The organism is Sphingobacterium sp. CZ-2 (assembly GCF_004526235.1).
Lineage (GTDB): Bacteria > Bacteroidota > Bacteroidia > Sphingobacteriales > Sphingobacteriaceae > Sphingobacterium > Sphingobacterium tenebrionis.
On sequence record NZ_CP038159.1, the window covers coordinates 2,591,236 to 2,608,352 of the forward strand.

Consider the following 17,117-nt stretch of genomic DNA (forward strand, 5'->3'; position numbering starts at 1 on the left):
TAAACGTAAAAAGGGAAGCTTAGTTTGACTTCCCTTATTTTCTTTTATATACCTCAAAGGTATAATCAAATTGATGTTTCTCGTCTTTTTGATGAGCATCCGAACTGATCAAATCCCAATCCTGTTCAGGTAATTCCGGGAAGAAAGCATCGGCATCTTTTATATCGGTATGTACGCGAGTTAGCAGAACCTTATCTGCTATCCCCAAAGTCTGTTTATAGATCTGTGCACCACCGATGATAAATATCTCATTTTCATCCCTGCAATAGGTCAAAACCTCCGGAATGCTATTGGCCACATCAACATCCTCATGAATGCTTGTTGCGGTTCTGGATACGACGATGTTCCTTCTACCGGGCAAGGGTTTACCGATCGATTCAAAGGTATTCCTGCCCATCACGATGGAATGGTCCATCGTCTTTTCCTTGAAATATTTGAAATCATTTGGAAGATGCCAAGGCATCTGATTACCTTTTCCAATGGCATTGTTTTCTGCGGCAGCGACGATTAAAGTAACTGTTGGTTGGCTAGAAATCATGAATTTTATGTTTGTTAAACCGCTACTGGAGCTTTAATATGTGGATGACTTTCGTAATTAACCAGTTCAAAATCCTCAAATTTGAAGTCGAATATATCCTTTACTTCTGGATTGATGATCATTTGTGGTAAAGGCTTAGGATCGCGGCTCAATTGCAGTTCCGTTTGTTCAAAATGGTTACTGTAAATGTGCGCATCACCAAGGGTATGCACGAATTCTGCCGCTTCCATATCACAAACCTGCGCAACCATCATGGTCAATAAGGCATAAGAAGCAATATTGAACGGTACGCCTAAGAAGATATCGGCACTACGTTGATACAATTGGCAAGAAAGCTGTGGTTTTAGGATTCCTTTTTCCGGCTGGGCTGGTGCCACATAGAATTGGAAAAAGGCATGACATGGAGGTAAGGCCATGTTTTCAATCTCCGCCACATTCCAAGCTGAAACTATGATCCTTCTAGAATCCGGCGAGTTTTTAAGCTGGTGGATTATTTGGCTGATCTGGTCGATATGACGGCCATCAGGACTAGGCCATGAACGCCACTGCGAACCATATACCGGTCCTAGATTTCCATCTTCATCGGCCCATTCATCCCAAATACTCACCCCATTATCCTTAAGGTATTTGATATTGGTTTCCCCTTTCAAAAACCAGATCAATTCGTGTATAATCGATCTTAAATGAAGCTTTTTGGTGGTCACCAAAGGAAAACCTTCTTTTAGATTGAAACGCATTTGGTATCCAAAAACACTTTTAGTTCCTGTTCCTGTTCTATCTGTTTTTTCGACCCCTGTCTTGTAAACATGATCCAATAGATCCAAATACTGTTTCATAGCTATTCTTTCCTTTTTCGAGTTAGCTACGAAGATACCTTTTTTTAAATCATCAGAATATCACAATTTTTCAACAACTAACAATTTGAGTCTTTTTGTGTATTTTTGCAAAATATCATGGGAAAAAAAGTTGCTTTCTATACCTTGGGATGTAAACTGAACTTTTCAGAAACATCTTCCATTGGTCGGATTTTCAAAGATGCAGGTTACGAGACGACGCCTTTCAACAGTGCGGCGGATGTATATGTAATCAATACGTGTTCTGTTACAGATCATGCGGATCGAAAGTGCCGAAAGGTGGTGAAAGAAGCGTTGAAACATTCCCCTAACGCCTACATTACCATCGTAGGTTGTTATGCACAATTGAAACCCAAAGAAATTTCTGAAATTCCGGGCGTCGATATGGTCTTAGGTGCTGCTGAAAAGTTCAATATCCTGGAGCATATCAACGATCTGACCAAGAATGAGAAAACGGTGGTGCATAATGCACCGATTGATGAAACCCATCAATTTGTTTCCGCTTTTTCCATTGGGGATAGAACCCGTACCTTTTTGAAGGTTCAGGATGGATGTGATTATTCCTGTACATTCTGTACCATTCCGTTGGCACGCGGTGCAAGCCGCTCCGGTAAGATAGAAGATATCGTAAAACAGGCGGAAGAGATTGCCGCTTCTGGCGTTAAGGAAATCGTACTGACAGGAGTAAATATCGGTGATTTTGGTGTCCGTGACGGAAAGCGTCAAGATCGTTTTGTCGACTTGGTAAAAGCCTTGGATGAGGTGGAAGGAATTGACCGAATCCGGATATCCAGCATTGAGCCAAACTTATTGACCAATGAAATCATCGAATTTGTAGCCCAATCCAAACGTTTTGTGCCTCACTTCCATATGCCTTTACAATCTGGAAATAATAATGTACTGGCAAAAATGCGGAGAAGATATAAAAGGGAATTATACGCTGAAAGGGTCGCAAAGATTAAAAGTTTGATGCCTAATTGTTGTATTGGGGTGGATGTAATCGTAGGTTTTCCTGGCGAAACACGGGAGGATTTTATCGATACCTATAACTTCCTGAATGAGATGGATATTTCCTACCTGCATGTCTTTACTTATTCTGAACGAGAGAATACCATCGCTGCCCAAATGGAGGGAGCTGTACCGGGAGCACAACGTAGCGACCGCAGTAAAATGCTCCATATCCTATCCGAAAAGAAAAGAAGATCCTTCTATGAAAGCCAATTAGGTGCAGAAGACCTTATTCTTTTTGAAGGGGATATCAAAGATGGCTATATGCATGGCTTTTCCAGAAATTATGTTAAAGTACGCACCGCTTATGATCCGCTATTGGTGAACGAGGTGGTTCCTGTGAAATTCTTGAGCATATCAGAGAATGGAGATGTAGATATTGAGGAAATCCCTGAAATCCTGACCCACTAATTTTCATTAAAAAGCTATTTTCCTATTTAGCCGGATAGATTTGATGGAGGGAGATCTTATTTCCCTCGGAGTCTTCAAATTCGGCCAGGATATTCCTGGTCTGGGGATCGATGAATTTATCCTTTAAGATCCTTGCGTTTTTATACTTTACCCTTCTTAGGACATCCTCGATCTCCAAGGTCTTAAAATGAAATACTGCTTTATTTTCTTGCAATTCTTCTGCTGCATGCTGAACCAATATACCTTGCTGGCCGGTTTCGGGAATTTCAAACTCCACCCTATGAGCTGAGGTTATTTCAGGATGCGGAGGCAAAAAACGGAAGCTGAATACATGCTTGTAAAATGCTATGGCACGGCTTAATTCAAAAACGGGGATCTGGATCTGATAATCTTTATTGGACATAATGAGCTTGTTAATCAATCGTTTATCAAATCTACGGTTTTTATAAAAAAAATATGGCTGCCTAAAAACTTAGGCAGCCATATTTCTTATTTCATCGGAAAATTACTTGTTCCGTTGTCTGAAACTTTCAAATTCCTTATGCAATCTTAATAATTTAAATGTTGAACTGATCAGCTCATTTGTCTCCAATAAAATAGAGAAGTACAAGCGGCTGTTTTTAGGACTATTCTCGGAGGTACGGATCCTATCGATCTGTTTATCCAATAGATTATTGATGTAATCTTGGATTTCTTCCCTATCCCGAATATGCTCATCAATTTTAGAGAAGTCCAATCTTCGGTAGGTATTATGGATCTGGGAGAACCAGTTACCAATCTGCTCCACCACGTATTTCAAATCCTTGGCCTGGCTAATGCGCAGGTGTTTATGGTTGTTGTCCACATGGGATAGGGCATTGGAATTGATAACAGCAACATTCTCCACCATATCCTGTAAATAACCCAAGGAAATGATATAATAACGGCTTCCTTTAACCGAACTATCATCCAGGTTCCGAATGAATTCGTACATGGCGTTATTGGTACTGTTCAGGTCATTGAGCAGTTTCTTCACCAATTTCTTATTGGTACTGAGTGCAACCAGATCCTCCTTGATCAACGAGTCAATGGCTTCCTTATAGAATATATTGGTCTTGGAGAAGGTTTCACTGATCTGCTGGGCACTGGTTTCAATAACCTGTTGAAGCCCGATAATATCAGATTTCTCCAGATTTAATTCCTGTAATGCCTTAGCCTTGATTTTTTTATCGTGGCTTTTCGCGTTTCTATATAATAATAGAGCTAATACCACTAGGGAAATCACGAAGGTTATAATACCACCGATCTTCAGGAAATAGGCAAAGATAAATGCACCAGAAAAGGCACATGCTGCGGTTACAAACCAACCCCCAATTACATGGAATACTCCAGAAACGCGGTAAACAGCACTTTCTCTTCCCCATGCACGATCCGCAAATGCAGTACCCATCGCGACCATGAAGGTTACATAAGTAGTGGATAAAGGTAATTTCATCGAAGTACCCAAAGCAATCAAGATACTGGCCACCATCAGGTTAACCGAAGCCCTGATCATGTCGAACATAGGCTCATCCTTACTTTTCTTCTTTTTAAGCCCCGGATCGATCATCGGGTTTTCAAACTTCTTATCTATGCTAGCTTGCATGGTTCTTGGCATCACATAGGAAAGAACGGAACCTACGCGGATAAACCCTCTAACAATGGATCTGGAAAGTTTGTTGGATTTGAACTTTTCATTGCCATCGCCTTGGTTAGACAAGCTCATCTCCGTTTCGATAACGGTTTTTGCTTTTTTAGAAGTCCAAAGGGTTATAACCATTACTATACCTGCAAATAATAATGCCCATAAAGGCGCTACAATTTCCGAAGAGGCCAAGGCTCCCATGGTATATGCATCTGGGTCAGCTCCTGGAACAGACTGGAAGATATCCACAGACTGCATCGCAGCAACCGGTACACCGATAAAGTTGACCAAGTCATTTCCAGCGAAAGATAAGGCCAAAGCAAATGTTCCGATACCAATGATAACCTTTAGGATATTATACCCTAATAGGTTGATGATATAACTCACTAAGGTGAACACGACGAAGCTTATTCCTAACAATAATAGTTCATGGTGTTTCACCCAATCTTTAATATTATCACTTAAAAAGGAGACTTCTTTCAGTCCTTTGATCAGGATGAAATAGGAGATGGCTGCCATAGCAATACCACCGAAAAATACCCCTATGGTCTTTAATTTCTTCTCAAATTGAAAGGTGAACAGTACCCTGGAGATGTATTGCACGATCATACCTAAGGTAAAGGATATGAGTACAGATAAGAGGATACTATACACGATTTCAGAGGCCTTATCCGTATTGATATAGGAAGATAGGGTTGCCCAGCTTTGATCGGTGGTTACTATTTTGTAGATCGCCAAACAAAAGGCTGCCCCTAATAGCTCAAATACGATGGAAACCGTTGTGGAGGTCGGTAAACCGAAAAAGTTGAATACGTCCAACAAGATGATATCCGTGATCATGACGGCGAGGAAAATGGTAATGACATCATCAAAGGTGAATTTCCCGGGGACATAGATTCCCGATCGGGCAATTTCCATCATACCACTTGAAAACACCGATCCAAAAAGGATCCCTAAGCTGGCAATGATCATGATGCTCTTAAAGGGTAGGGCTTTAGATCCGATTGCCGAGTTTAAGAAATTAACGGCATCATTACTTACCCCAACCATTAGGTCAATGACCGCCAGAACAGCTAAGGTAATGAGAACGAGATAGAGATAATTTTCCATAAATCAAAATACGCAAGTAAATGCTACTAATGTTAAATATTTGAGTTTGACTTCACTAAATTTTTCCAAGCGATTACCAAAAGTATAAATAATACACCAAACCATTTCAAGTAACTTACCGATTCGTCTAAAATGAGGTAAGACATGCACACCGCTACAGGTAATTCTACTGCACTCAAAACCGCTCCCAGAGAATAGCCTGTCTTGGGTAATCCATAGGCAAATAACAAGGGTGGAATTATTGTTCCGAAAACAGCCAATAATAACCCGTATGGTAGAATTCCAGTAAATGTTGTTGGATGGAATAGACTGAAAGGCTGAAGGAGGATAAAAACCAAAAGGCATGCACCGGTAATCATCAGGGCTGATTTATGGAGTGCCGAATAATCATTTCCAATCCTGCCATTCACGATCATAAAGATGGAATAGGCTGTGGCAGCCAATAGCCCATAAACGATACCTTCCAGAGAAAAGTTCTCCAGTGGTTCCTCCAGGATGCCGGTAGCAAAAAGGGTTCCGGCCAAGATCAGGACGATCATTAAGATCTGTGTCCAATCCGGTTTTGCCTTAAAAAAGAGGAATTCGATCAATTGTCCGATCCAGATATATTGCATCAGGAGCACGATGGCCAAGGAAGCAGGTACAAGTTGTACACATTTGTAATAAAGGATGCTAACCGTACCGGTGCTCACCCCACTGAGGATGATCTTCCAAGCGGGTGTTTTCTTTTTGTCGTATGCTATTTTTTCTTTTTTGCCGAAGAGTAACCAGAGGAGCCAAAGGATCAGGGCACCAAATAAAGCTTGTGTGCCTGTCACTTCACCGAGATTATAGCCTTGCTCGTAGGCTTTTTTTACGAAGGTAGATAGGATGCCGAAACTGGCAGCACCAATGAAGACAGCGATTGCTCCCTGTGTTTTTTTCATATCTTGCAAAGTAACAGAATAAATGAAACAATTTCACAATTGTGGAAAAGTTCAGTTTGTAATTGCTTGCTGCATAAAGGTATTTTTGGTTAATGGATATGCGATTTAGGTTTGGTTTATTGTTGGTTTTGCTGCCGCTGCTTTTTTTAGGATCCTGTGGTGTTAAGAAAAAAACATTGGGAAGCTCCAGTTCCGCTGGTGGCTATCGGAAAGATGCCCCGCTTTCTGACGCCTCGGATGCCCGTGGAATGGAATTCTCGGGGAACAAACTTGAAAACTATGCAAATTTATTGGGTGTTCGCGCAAAAGACTTGGACAGTAAATCCCTGTACATGATGATTGATGATTGGATGGGGACTCCACATCGCATGGGAGGGTTGGATAAAAAAGGGGTAGATTGTTCGGGTTTTGTTGGCATGCTCTATCAAAAGGTATATGGAAAGGATCTCCCTCGGACCTCACGCGATATGGCCGAAAATATCAAAAGAAAATATGACAATCAACTGAAAGAAGGGGATCTGGTGTTCTTCTCATTTGGAGGCAGAAACATCGATCATGTGGGCATATATCTCCATAACGGCAAATTCGTTCATGTATCGACTCGGAAAGGAGTCATTATTTCCAGTCTGAAGGATGCTTGGTACGCGAAGTATTTTACCTGCTGCGGTACCCCAAGTAGTTAATTGTCGTTTAAATGCTTACTTTTGTGCAGAATTTGAAATAACATGTCAGACAGAAGCAAAAAGATATTCCTAGCCCTCAGCATTATAGTTCCATTTATGCTGTATTGTGTGTTTTACTATTCCAATATGATCAAGAATGCTCCTTTCCGTTTTACGGATTTTGAGTCATTGGAATTGACCTACGGCTTTCCGGATTCCATGCTGAATTACTATAACTCAAAAACCCATCAGTACAATTACCTAACCAAAGAAGGACAATTGGTAAAAGATACGCTGACACTGAAAAAAGATGAGTTATTGTATTTACATAGAAAAGCACAGGAGTTTGGATTTTGGAATGTGGATAATGATATGATTACCCCAGAGGAGGGAAGAAAGCAGGGGCAACGTGTAGCTCGTTATAAACTTACCTTCACCTATAAAGAAAAATCAAAAACCGTTACCATGGATGCGGATTATCCCGGAAATCCGAAGATGGTAGAAGCAGCCAGAACTACAGTAGACGAAGTTTTGCGTATGCTCGCTTCAGCAAAAGCAAAATAAGTTATTTATTAATTTAGGCTTAACGGTAATTTTACGATACAGCCATACCTTTGTCATAAGTAATTTGTTTCAATAAATTGTTTGGTGATTAAAAGGTTATTAGGTAAAACAATGAAAAAAGGTCGATGTGATATCGACCTTTTTTTATGATGTAAGTCATGGTTTGTAGAGTTTTGGCTAGAAGCTAAATTATTCAGCAGGTATTTCACGAATTTTATTAATAGGTAAATTTTTATTTATTAACTTGTCTTAAATTATTACAATTATGGAGACAAAAATTTCATCTAAATTCATCGCGGAGCTGATTGGAACATTCGGCTTGGTATTGTTTGGTTGTGGTGCAGCAGCAGTTGCGGGCGGTACTACTCTGGCACAAACTTCAGGATTGGGCTTGTTGGGAATTTCGTTAGCCTTCGGGTTGTCGGTTGTGGTGTTTGCATATGCCATTGGTGGTATTTCGGGTTGTCATATCAACCCTGCGGTAACTATTGGTGTATTGGTAGCAGGTAAAATATCTGCTAAAGATGCTGTTATTTATATAGCAGCACAGATCTTAGGCGCTATTCTAGGTGCTTTTGTTTTAAAGACCATTCTTGCGGGTCAAATGGCCGGCTTTAATCCAGGCGAATGGGCGTACGGGTCTAATGGTTGGGGTTCTGGCTATCAGAACGAATACAACATGACAGCGGCATTCGTAACAGAGGCTGTCCTTACTGCCATCTTTCTTTTTGTTATTTTGGGTACTACCTCCAAAGTAGGCAATGGTACCATGGCTGGGCTAGCTATCGGTTTTACCTTAGTGTTGATCCACATGGTGGCTATTCCTATCACGGGTACTTCGGTTAATCCGGCACGTAGCTTGGGTCCTGCCATTTTTGCTGGCGGTGAAGCCATCTCGCAGTTATGGTTGTTCCTGGTCGCTCCAGTATTGGGTGCCATTGTGGGCGCCGTAATCTGGAAAGTTACTTATCAAGAACCAAAAGCGGTGGCATAGTGTTTCGAGTGACAAATTAATTTTATTGGAAATCTTTTATGGTGCAGTTCAATGGGGAGCTGCACTTTTTTTTGCCATAAAATGACTATCTTCGTGTATGGATAATTTTATTGTTTCTGCGCGGAAATATAGACCGGTTACTTTCGATTCGGTTGTTGGCCAGCAACACATCACAGGTACTTTAAAAAATGCAATTCACAACCAACAATTAGCCCAGGCATTCTTGTTTTGTGGTCCTCGTGGTGTTGGTAAAACAACCTGTGCCCGCATCCTAGCAAAAACAATAAACTGTGAGAATATTTCCGAGAATGTGGAAGCTTGTGGAACCTGTGATTCCTGTAAATCTTTCCAGAACGGTAATTCCTTCAGTATCCATGAATTGGATGCCGCCTCGAACAACTCGGTGGAAGATATCCGATCTTTGATCGATCAGGTGCGCATTCCGCCCCAAACCGGGAAATATAAGATCTATATCATCGATGAGGTGCACATGCTTTCCCAACAGGCCTTCAATGCTTTTTTGAAGACACTGGAAGAGCCACCTTCCTACGCCATCTTTATTTTGGCGACCACCGAAAAACATAAGATTCTCCCTACCATTCTATCCCGTTGTCAGATATTTGATTTCAATAGGATCAAGGTAGAGGATATGGCAAACCATCTGGCCGCGATTGCCTCCAAAGAAGGAGTGACTTTTGAAGCTGATGGATTACATGTCATTGCCCAAAAAGCAGATGGTGGTTTAAGGGATGCCTTATCCATATTTGACCAGATCGTCAGCTTCTCTAATAAAAACTTGACCTACAAAGCCGTAATTGATAATCTGAACATCTTGGATTATGATTATTTCTTTCAGATTTTGGATGCGGTGAATAAAGAGGATGCAGCAAATGTATTATTGACCTTTGATCAGATCCTGAATAAGGGATTTGATGCAGGTCACTTCATTGCAGGGTTGTCCTCGCATATCAGAAATCTTTTGGTCACAAAAGATCCATCTACCCTGAAATTATTGGAAACCAGTGAGAATGTGAAGAAACGTTATCTTGATCAATCTCAGTTGATTTCCAGTGGTATACTCTTGTCTGCATTGAATATTTCCAATCAATGCGAAGTCAATTACAGGACCAGTAAGAACCAACGGTTACAAGTGGAATTGGCCTTACTCAAAATGTGCCATTTGGCCAGTGCCATTCAGTTAGCTAACCATGGGATATCAGCAAATGCTGAACTAAAAAAAAAACTCCCTGAGTCAGGGTTAAGCAATACAGCGCAAGTAGCGTCAGTAGCAGCTCCAGCTGGTCAGCCGAAAGAATCTCCAGCGATTAATCATGCTAAGCCGGTCCCATCCGCATTTGTTGCTCCAACCCCTGAAAAAAAAGCTCCTGTGGAGCAAGCAGCGCCTGCGCCTGCACCTACGCAGTCAGCCCCTTCTGTTAATGGTTGGGGACAGATAAAGCCATCCATAGCGGTGCCTGACCTGAAAAAAATATTCCTGCCCAAAAGCGAAACAGATAAGGAAGAGAATGAACTTGTCCAAGGGTCAGAATTTCTGGAAGTGACCACCAATGCTTTTCTTGGGAAATGGAATGCCTTTGCGGAGAAATTAAAATCCGAAAATAAACTTACCTTATTTACGATCATGACTGCCAATACGCCCACCCTTCAGGGAACGAAAATCCTGGTAGAGGTAGAAAATATGGTGCAGATGGATGGATTGAAACTCGGTAAGATCGATATCCTGAATTACCTACGGGTTCAGCTCCGAAATTTTGCCTTGGAAATTGAAGGCGTGATGGTGGAAAAGTCGAAAGAAAGAAAGCCTTATACCTCTCAAGAGAAATACCAAGCCATGCTTGCCAAGAATCCGGCCTTGGAACAATTGCGAAAAACATTTGATTTAGGGCTTAGCTAATCAATAAATTACTACTTTTGTAGCAAATCGATAATACATGCAACAATTTCAGCGTAGAGAAGGAAGAGAAAAGAGAGAGACTAATCAAATGGTATTTGGTATCCGTGCGGTTATGGAAGCCATTGACAGTGGAAAAGAGATTGAATCTCTTTTTGTTCAACGTGGTCTTTCAGGGCCATTATTTGCTGAATTCAAGGCAATGGTTAAGGAATATGAACTTTCGTTTCAACAAGTTCCTATCGAGAAGCTGAACCGCATTACAAAAAAGAATCACCAAGGGGTCATTGCCGTTATTTCCCCTATAACTTACCATAACGTAGAAGATATCCTTCCAGAGATCTATGAGAAGGGTGAAACACCTTTGTTCATTATGTTGGATGGAGTTACCGATGTGCGTAACATGGGCGCTATTGCCCGTACCGCAGAATGTGCTGGTGTACATGCGATCATCGTTCCTAAAAAAGGATCTGCAGAGATCAATCCGGATGCGATTAAAACATCCGCAGGTGCATTATATAAAATCCCAGTCTGCCGTCAGGATTCCTTATCCAAAACAGGTAAATTCCTGATCGAGTCTGGTGTACAGTTGGTGGTAAGTACCGAAAAGACCGAAGAATCCATTTATTCGGTTGATTATACCGTTCCTACCTGTATCATTATGGGTGCGGAAGATGTCGGTGTTTCCGATGATCTGATTCGTATCTCTGATAAATTAGCGAAGATACCGATGTTCGGAGAGATTGAATCCCTCAATGTTTCCGTATCTGCAGGAGTGGTCATCTATGAAGCACTTCGTCAAAGACACAAGGCATAAATAAGTGAATAAGCTTCGGAAATCCGTCCATAGACATTTTAGGGTTTATCGGTATGTGATGTACCGAGAGACCTTAGTTGATTTCAGGGAACATTTTTGGTCATTTGTCGGTGCCTTCATTGGTATCGGCATTATTGCTTTTATACAATCCCATCAATTACCTTTGATGGAGAATATCTTTCTGATCGGTTCATTTGGTGCTTCAGCAGTGCTGGTGTATGGTGCTATCCAAAGTCCTTTGGCGCAGCCTAGGAACCTGGTAGGGGGCCATGTGGTATCTGCTTTGGTCGGTGTAACAATTGGGAAGATCATGCCGGATATTATCTGGTTGACAGCACCACTTGCAGTAGCATGCTCCATAGTGGCTATGCAGGTTACACGGAGTTTACATCCTCCAGGCGGGGCAACGGCTTTGATAGCCGTCTCGGGTGGGACCAAGATCAGTGCATTAGGTTATTGGTATGTCCTAACGCCGGTATTTTCTGGAGCATTAATTCTATTATTGGTTGCTTTGGTATTCAATAACATCACCAATAAAAGACATTATCCTATCAAACGTTCGAGATTAAGAAGATCCAGGCGTAGGGAAATAAAGAAAAGGTTTAAAACCATCTCCTAATCAGCATCTAAAAAAAAGATCATAAAAAAGCCCGAAATTAATATTTCGGGCTTTGCATATTTAATATTAACTATTAATATCTGCTTTTGGATTCTCTACGGCCTTTGCCAGAAGAGAAGTCGCGGAATCCACCGCCGGAGTTTCTGTCTCTACGACCTGAACCACCATTGCGTGAACCGTAGCTTCCACCTCTTTCACGGTCTCCGCCTGAACGACGACTACCACCTCTTCCTCCGCGGTCTGAAGATCTACCTTCGCCAGAAACTTCGATACGAACGTTTCTACCGTTGAAATCTACACCTTGGAAGCCTTGGAATACGCGTTCTACCTCTTCATCCTGTACTTCGAAGAACGTAAATACTCCTTTTAGATCGATCTTACCGATTGATTTTCCAGAAATCTTACTTTTGTTACAGATGAAGGATAACATGTCACCTCTGCTGAATTCATCTACCGAACCTAAGTTGATAAATAAACGAGTGAATCCTTTAGATGCTTGACGACGACCATCTCTATCTCTTCCTTCTCTTTCGCGACCATTATCACGACCGTCGATATTCAAATCAGGAGCGTCTTCGTAGTAATTTAAGAATCTATTGAATTCTAAAGATGCAAAACGTTTTACGATCTCCTCTTTGGAAAGATCTTGAAGGCTTTCTAAGATTTGAGGAAGGAACGTATTGATCCTATCTTCGTGTACTTCTACGTTATGCACTTTATCGATGATTGCGAAAAGCTGTTTCTCACAAACCTCAGTTCCTTGAGGAACTTGTTTGCGGATGAATTCTTTTCCAATGATCTTTTCGATATGACGAATTTTGCTCATTTCTTTCACATTGATCAAAGAAATAGAGATACCCGTTTTACCGGCACGAGCTGTACGGCCTGAACGGTGGGTATAGTTTTCTGTTTCGTCAGGTAATGAATAGTTGATAACGTGTGTTACGTCATTTACGTCGATACCACGAGCAGCAACATCCGTAGCAATTAATAATTGCAAGTTGCGTTCGCGATAGCGTTTCATTACTTTATCGCGTTGTTGTTGAGAAAGGTCACCATGTAAAGAATCGGCATTGTAGCCATCTTTGATCAAAGCTTCCGCAATCTCTTGGGTTTCAATTTTAGTACGACAGAACACAATACCAAAGATCTCTGGGTAAAAATCTACGATGCGTTTGAAAGCAGCGTATTTATCTTTCGCCTTGATCATGTAATAATGGTGTTCGATGTTCGTATTACCGGTGTTCTTTGTACCTACAGTTAACTCAAAAGGGTTAGTCATGTAGTTTTGGGCAATACGACGTACTTCTTTAGGCATGGTTGCTGAAAACAACCACGTTTTTTTGTCGTCAGGAGTTTCGGAAAGGATATTGTTGATGTCCTCTTGGAAACCCATGTTCAACATTTCATCAGCTTCATCTAATACGACATAACGTACGTTAGAGAAGTCGATGGCATTACGGCCGATGATATCAAGCATACGACCTGGGGTAGCAACAACGATTTGAACACCGCGACGGATCTGTCTCAATTGATCGCTGATGTTTGCACCACCATATACGGCAACCACGTGCACATTGTCTAAATGTTTGGCAAATTTTTCTAGGTCTCTTGCAATTTGCAAACACAGCTCGCGCGTTGGACAAAGTACCAATGCTTGTGGTTGTTTCGATGAAAAGTCTAGTTGTTCTAAAAGAGGAAGACCAAATGCCGCAGTCTTCCCTGTACCTGTTTGGGCTAATCCGACAAAATCGTCGTTACCAGTCAGTAATACAGGAATGGCTTTTTCCTGGATGGGAGAAGGTTTTTCGAAACCTAACTCAGTGATGGCAGAAACAATCTCATGACGGATTCCCAGTTCTAAAAATGGGTTCATGAAATAAATTATACAATAGGCACAATTGCCTAAGGCGGTGCAAAGATAAGAACAATTATTGGTTTTTCCTATTGTTCAATACTTTATGTTTATGAAGGGCTTGATAATCAATAAATTTGTAGCTGAAAAGGAATCGGATGTAGCTGCGAAATAATAAGTAAGTGATTTTTTATTAAACCAACATAACGCTAAAAAGTATCCCTGAACAAGAAATATGATTCTGCAAAAGGGCTTTTAGTAAAAATAATCGTCCGATTTAAATCAATGATTATAAAACAATACTAAAAATAGGGTACATAAAATGATAAATTGTCAAAAAATTGTTGATATTTTTAATTTTTTTGTAGGTTTGAGTTAATAACTTATTAATCTAATTTATGTGGTATAAAAAATCAATTGCAAAGTTAGTTTCAGAAGCGGAACAGAGCGGCGAAGGAACCTTAAAGAGGACCTTATCCAGTTCAGGACTAATTGCATTAGGGATCGGTGCTATCATTGGAGCCGGTCTTTTTTCGTTAACAGGAATTGCTGCGGCAGATCATGCCGGACCAGCAGTAATGTTATCTTTCATAGTGGCAGCGGTTGGTTGTGCATTCGCAGGTTTGTGTTATGCTGAATTTGCATCCATGATCCCGGTAGCAGGTAGTGCCTATACCTATTCCTATGCAACAATGGGTGAATTCATGGCCTGGATCATCGGTTGGGATCTGGTGCTGGAATATGCCTTAGCAGGTGCCACCGTTGCGGTCAGTTGGTCTCAGTATTTCAATGAGCTCATGCAGATCATGGGTATCCATCTTCCTCAGCAGCTGTTGGCTGGTCCTTGGGAGGGCGGGATGATCAATCTTCCTGCGATTATTATTGTTTGTTTATTATCACTTCTGTTAATGCGGGGAACGCAGGAATCTTCTGTTGTTAACAATATCTTGGTTATTCTGAAAGTTAGTGTGGTGATCTTGTTCATCGTTTTAGGATGGCAGTTCATCAACCCTGCTAACCATACGCCATTTATCCCGACGAACGAAGGGGAGGAGCTGGTAAAACAAGGTAAGATGGGCTGGGGAGAATTCTTCTCCAGTGGTTATTTTGGACATTACGGTATCTCCGGTATACTACGTGCATCAGCAGTGGTTTTCTTTGCCTTTATCGGTTTTGATGCGGTAAGTACTGCGGCTCAGGAAGCGAAGAACCCGAAGAAAGGCATGCCGATCGGTATTATTGGTTCCTTGGTGATCTGTACCATTCTTTACGTGTTGTTCTCTTATGTGATGACGGGGTTAGCGCCTTATACCGCTTTCTCTGGTGATGCGAAGCCAGTTGCCACAGCTTTTGAAAAAACCGGTTATCATTTCTTGAATACTGCGATGATTGTTACGATTATTGCTGGTTATACTTCCGTTATCCTGGTGATGTTATTGGGTCAGAGCCGCGTGTTCTATTCCATGAGTAAGGATGGCTTGTTGCCAAAGATCTTCTCAGATCTTTCCAAACGTCAAACGCCTTGGAAAACCAATCTGATCTTCATGGTTTTTGTGAGTATTTTCGCAGGATTTGTTCCGGTATCTGATTTGGGACATATGGTAAGTATCGGTACTTTATTTGCCTTTACGTTGGTATGTATAGGTGTTTTAGTATTACGCAAGACCAATCCGAATATCGAAAGACCTTTCAAAACGCCATTGGTTCCATTGGTTCCAATTTTAGGAATTTTGGTGTGTATCGCGATGATGGCATCCCTTCCGTTGGTGAGCTGGGAGCGTTTAGGAATTTGGATGGCTATTGGTGTAGCAATCTATTTCTTGTACGGTTATAGACACAGTAAACTACGTATGGAGCGGGAGGCTCAAGGGAAGATAGGTTCTCAAGAGTAAATATTACAAGATTAAAGATAATTTAAACAGCAGTAGCCATTAGGTTGCTGCTTTTTTTTAAAAAATTAAGTTTTGATATGTTATAATGTTGTTATAACTTTATTGGTATGAAAACTAAAATTAGAAAAATCGGTAATTCTTTTGGTATAATCATAGGAAAACAAATTCTTGACCAACTCCATATTACGGATGAAGTTTCTTTATCAGTAAAAGATTCAAAAATCATTATTGAAGCTGTCAAATCAAAACCTCGTGAAAACTGGGAAGAAAAACTATTAAAAGCTAACTCTTTAAAAGATAAAGGAGATTTAGAATATTTTGATAATGATTTTGATAAAACTGAATGGACATGGTAAAAAGATTTGAAATTTATTTTGTTGATCTTAATCCTACGATAGGAAGCGAAATAAATAAAATTAGACCTGCTGTTATAGTTTCACCAAATGAAATGAATAATGCTTTAAACACAGTAATTATTGCACCTCTAACATCAACTTTAAAACCTTATCCTATGCGTGTCAATTGTATTGTTGATGGGAAAAAGGGTCAGATAGCATTAGACCACTTAAGGTCTATTGATAAAACAAGATTAATATCTAAAATGGGAATAATTGAATTCACTACACAAAAAGAACTTATAAGTACTTTAATAGAAATGTTTTCTTAATATTAATCCCAAAAGCGATCATAAATTCCATTCATGAAAAATATTGTCTGCTTACTATTATTTTTAGATATAAATAAGGCTAAGGATTATTTAACAAAGATTACTCAAAATTGAAAAGTATAACAGTCGTGTAGCGGACCTATCTTTATTTCAGAAAAAACATTAACATAAAAAAGCTGTATCCGAAAAGGGGATACAGCTTTTTGTCTTCATATTGCATGTACATTGTAGGCAGGGTGTAAGTGAGGTGTAAGTGCCTTTTAGCACTTACATCTCACTTACACCTCGAACCAAATTTGTACTAATTATTGTAATCAATAAAAAGATATTGCACTAAACCTACTCCTCACACTTTTTGAAAATTGTTGTTGCAATATGACCTCCAAAACCAAATGTATTACTCATTGCATGGTTAACTTGTCTTTGCTTTCATTTCGCTATTATCCCCCTGTAGTGTGGAGGTAGCACGAGTATTTAAATAATGGAAACGGTGGTGAAATTTATTCCTCGCAAGCCATATTTTATAGTAGGCAAATTTTTGTATACTTTTTTTTATTGAATGGATATTTTTTAACAAATGGTAAGTGGTGCTATTTATAATATTTTCAATTTTGAATCAAATCAT

Annotated in this window: 16 protein-coding genes; 10 read left to right on the forward strand and 6 right to left on the reverse strand. The window is 40.3% G+C overall.

What is annotated here, in order from left to right; all coding sequences use genetic code 11:
• Nucleotides 1-34: 34 nt before the first annotated feature.
• Together E3D81_RS11470 and E3D81_RS11475 are read right to left on the reverse strand one after the other, a co-directional pair.
• Nucleotides 35-538, reverse strand: coding sequence for a dihydrofolate reductase (locus E3D81_RS11470; RefSeq protein ID WP_134777459.1), 504 nt, complete (start codon nucleotides 536-538; stop codon nucleotides 35-37).
• Between the two features lie 14 nt (nucleotides 539-552).
• On the reverse strand, nucleotides 553-1,374 hold the full coding sequence (locus E3D81_RS11475; RefSeq protein WP_134777460.1) for a thymidylate synthase: 822 nt from the start codon (nucleotides 1,372-1,374) through the stop codon (nucleotides 553-555).
• 117 nt (nucleotides 1,375-1,491) lie between these two features.
• On the opposite strand from E3D81_RS11475, the gene mtaB reads away from it, so the two are divergent.
• Nucleotides 1,492-2,811, forward strand: a complete 1,320-nt coding sequence (gene mtaB / locus E3D81_RS11480) for a tRNA (N(6)-L-threonylcarbamoyladenosine(37)-C(2))-methylthiotransferase MtaB (protein ID WP_134777461.1) — start codon at nucleotides 1,492-1,494, stop codon at nucleotides 2,809-2,811.
• 22 nt (nucleotides 2,812-2,833) lie between these two features.
• On the opposite strand, the gene E3D81_RS11485 is transcribed toward mtaB, so the two are convergent.
• From E3D81_RS11485 to E3D81_RS11495, 3 genes are all read right to left on the reverse strand, one after another.
• Entirely contained in the window at nucleotides 2,834-3,214 is a 381-nt protein-coding gene (locus E3D81_RS11485; RefSeq protein WP_134777462.1) for a VOC family protein, read from the reverse strand.
• Between the two features lie 102 nt (nucleotides 3,215-3,316).
• Nucleotides 3,317-5,584 carry an inorganic phosphate transporter gene (locus E3D81_RS11490; RefSeq protein WP_099366787.1) on the reverse strand — a complete coding sequence of 756 codons (2,268 nt, stop codon included), beginning with the start codon at nucleotides 5,582-5,584 and terminating at the stop codon, nucleotides 3,317-3,319.
• Between the two features lie 32 nt (nucleotides 5,585-5,616).
• Entirely contained in the window at nucleotides 5,617-6,510 is an 894-nt protein-coding gene (locus tag E3D81_RS11495; RefSeq protein ID WP_134777463.1) for an EamA family transporter, read from the reverse strand.
• Between the two features lie 98 nt (nucleotides 6,511-6,608).
• Between E3D81_RS11495 and E3D81_RS11500 the strand changes: the two genes are divergently transcribed.
• The 6 genes from E3D81_RS11500 (at nucleotide 6,609) to E3D81_RS11525 (ending at nucleotide 12,078) form a co-directional block, all read left to right on the forward strand.
• Nucleotides 6,609-7,193: a C40 family peptidase gene (locus tag E3D81_RS11500; RefSeq protein ID WP_134777464.1), complete on the forward strand. Its 585-nt coding sequence runs from the start codon at nucleotides 6,609-6,611 to the stop codon at nucleotides 7,191-7,193.
• A 42-nt stretch (nucleotides 7,194-7,235) separates the two neighbouring features.
• Nucleotides 7,236-7,736, forward strand: a complete 501-nt coding sequence (locus E3D81_RS11505; RefSeq protein WP_245153205.1) for a hypothetical protein — start codon at nucleotides 7,236-7,238, stop codon at nucleotides 7,734-7,736.
• 265 nt (nucleotides 7,737-8,001) lie between these two features.
• A complete protein-coding gene (gene aqpZ, locus E3D81_RS11510; RefSeq protein WP_134777465.1) occupies nucleotides 8,002-8,730 on the forward strand; it encodes an aquaporin Z in 729 nt (242 codons plus the stop codon).
• A gap of 97 nt (nucleotides 8,731-8,827) precedes the next feature.
• On the forward strand, nucleotides 8,828-10,645 hold the full coding sequence (locus tag E3D81_RS11515) for a DNA polymerase III subunit gamma/tau (RefSeq protein ID WP_134777466.1): 1,818 nt from the start codon (nucleotides 8,828-8,830) through the stop codon (nucleotides 10,643-10,645).
• Nucleotides 10,646-10,682: 37 nt separating this feature from the next.
• Nucleotides 10,683-11,459 (forward strand): 23S rRNA (guanosine(2251)-2'-O)-methyltransferase RlmB, encoded by a 777-nt coding sequence (rlmB, locus tag E3D81_RS11520; protein WP_134777467.1) that lies wholly within the window; start codon nucleotides 10,683-10,685, stop codon nucleotides 11,457-11,459.
• 4 nt (nucleotides 11,460-11,463) lie between these two features.
• Nucleotides 11,464-12,078 (forward strand): HPP family protein, encoded by a 615-nt coding sequence (locus E3D81_RS11525; protein ID WP_245153206.1) that lies wholly within the window; start codon nucleotides 11,464-11,466, stop codon nucleotides 12,076-12,078.
• 73 nt (nucleotides 12,079-12,151) lie between these two features.
• Here the strand turns inward: E3D81_RS11525 and E3D81_RS11530 are convergent, their stop codons facing one another.
• The gene (locus tag E3D81_RS11530) at nucleotides 12,152-13,954 is read right to left on the reverse strand and encodes a DEAD/DEAH box helicase (RefSeq protein WP_099367872.1); all 1,803 of its coding nucleotides are present in this window, start codon (nucleotides 13,952-13,954) and stop codon (nucleotides 12,152-12,154) included.
• A gap of 377 nt (nucleotides 13,955-14,331) precedes the next feature.
• Between E3D81_RS11530 and E3D81_RS11535 the strand changes: the two genes are divergently transcribed.
• The 3 genes from E3D81_RS11535 to E3D81_RS11545 all read left to right on the forward strand — a co-directional run bounded on the left by E3D81_RS11535 (nucleotide 14,332) and on the right by E3D81_RS11545 (nucleotide 16,492).
• Entirely contained in the window at nucleotides 14,332-15,825 is a 1,494-nt protein-coding gene (locus E3D81_RS11535) for an amino acid permease (RefSeq protein WP_134777468.1), read from the forward strand.
• A gap of 107 nt (nucleotides 15,826-15,932) precedes the next feature.
• A complete protein-coding gene (locus E3D81_RS11540; protein ID WP_209023060.1) occupies nucleotides 15,933-16,181 on the forward strand; it encodes a hypothetical protein in 249 nt (82 codons plus the stop codon).
• A complete protein-coding gene (locus E3D81_RS11545) occupies nucleotides 16,175-16,492 on the forward strand; it encodes a type II toxin-antitoxin system PemK/MazF family toxin (protein WP_134777469.1) in 318 nt (105 codons plus the stop codon). Before E3D81_RS11540 ends, E3D81_RS11545 begins: the two co-directional genes overlap by 7 nt.
• Nucleotides 16,493-17,117: the final 625 nt, after the last annotated feature.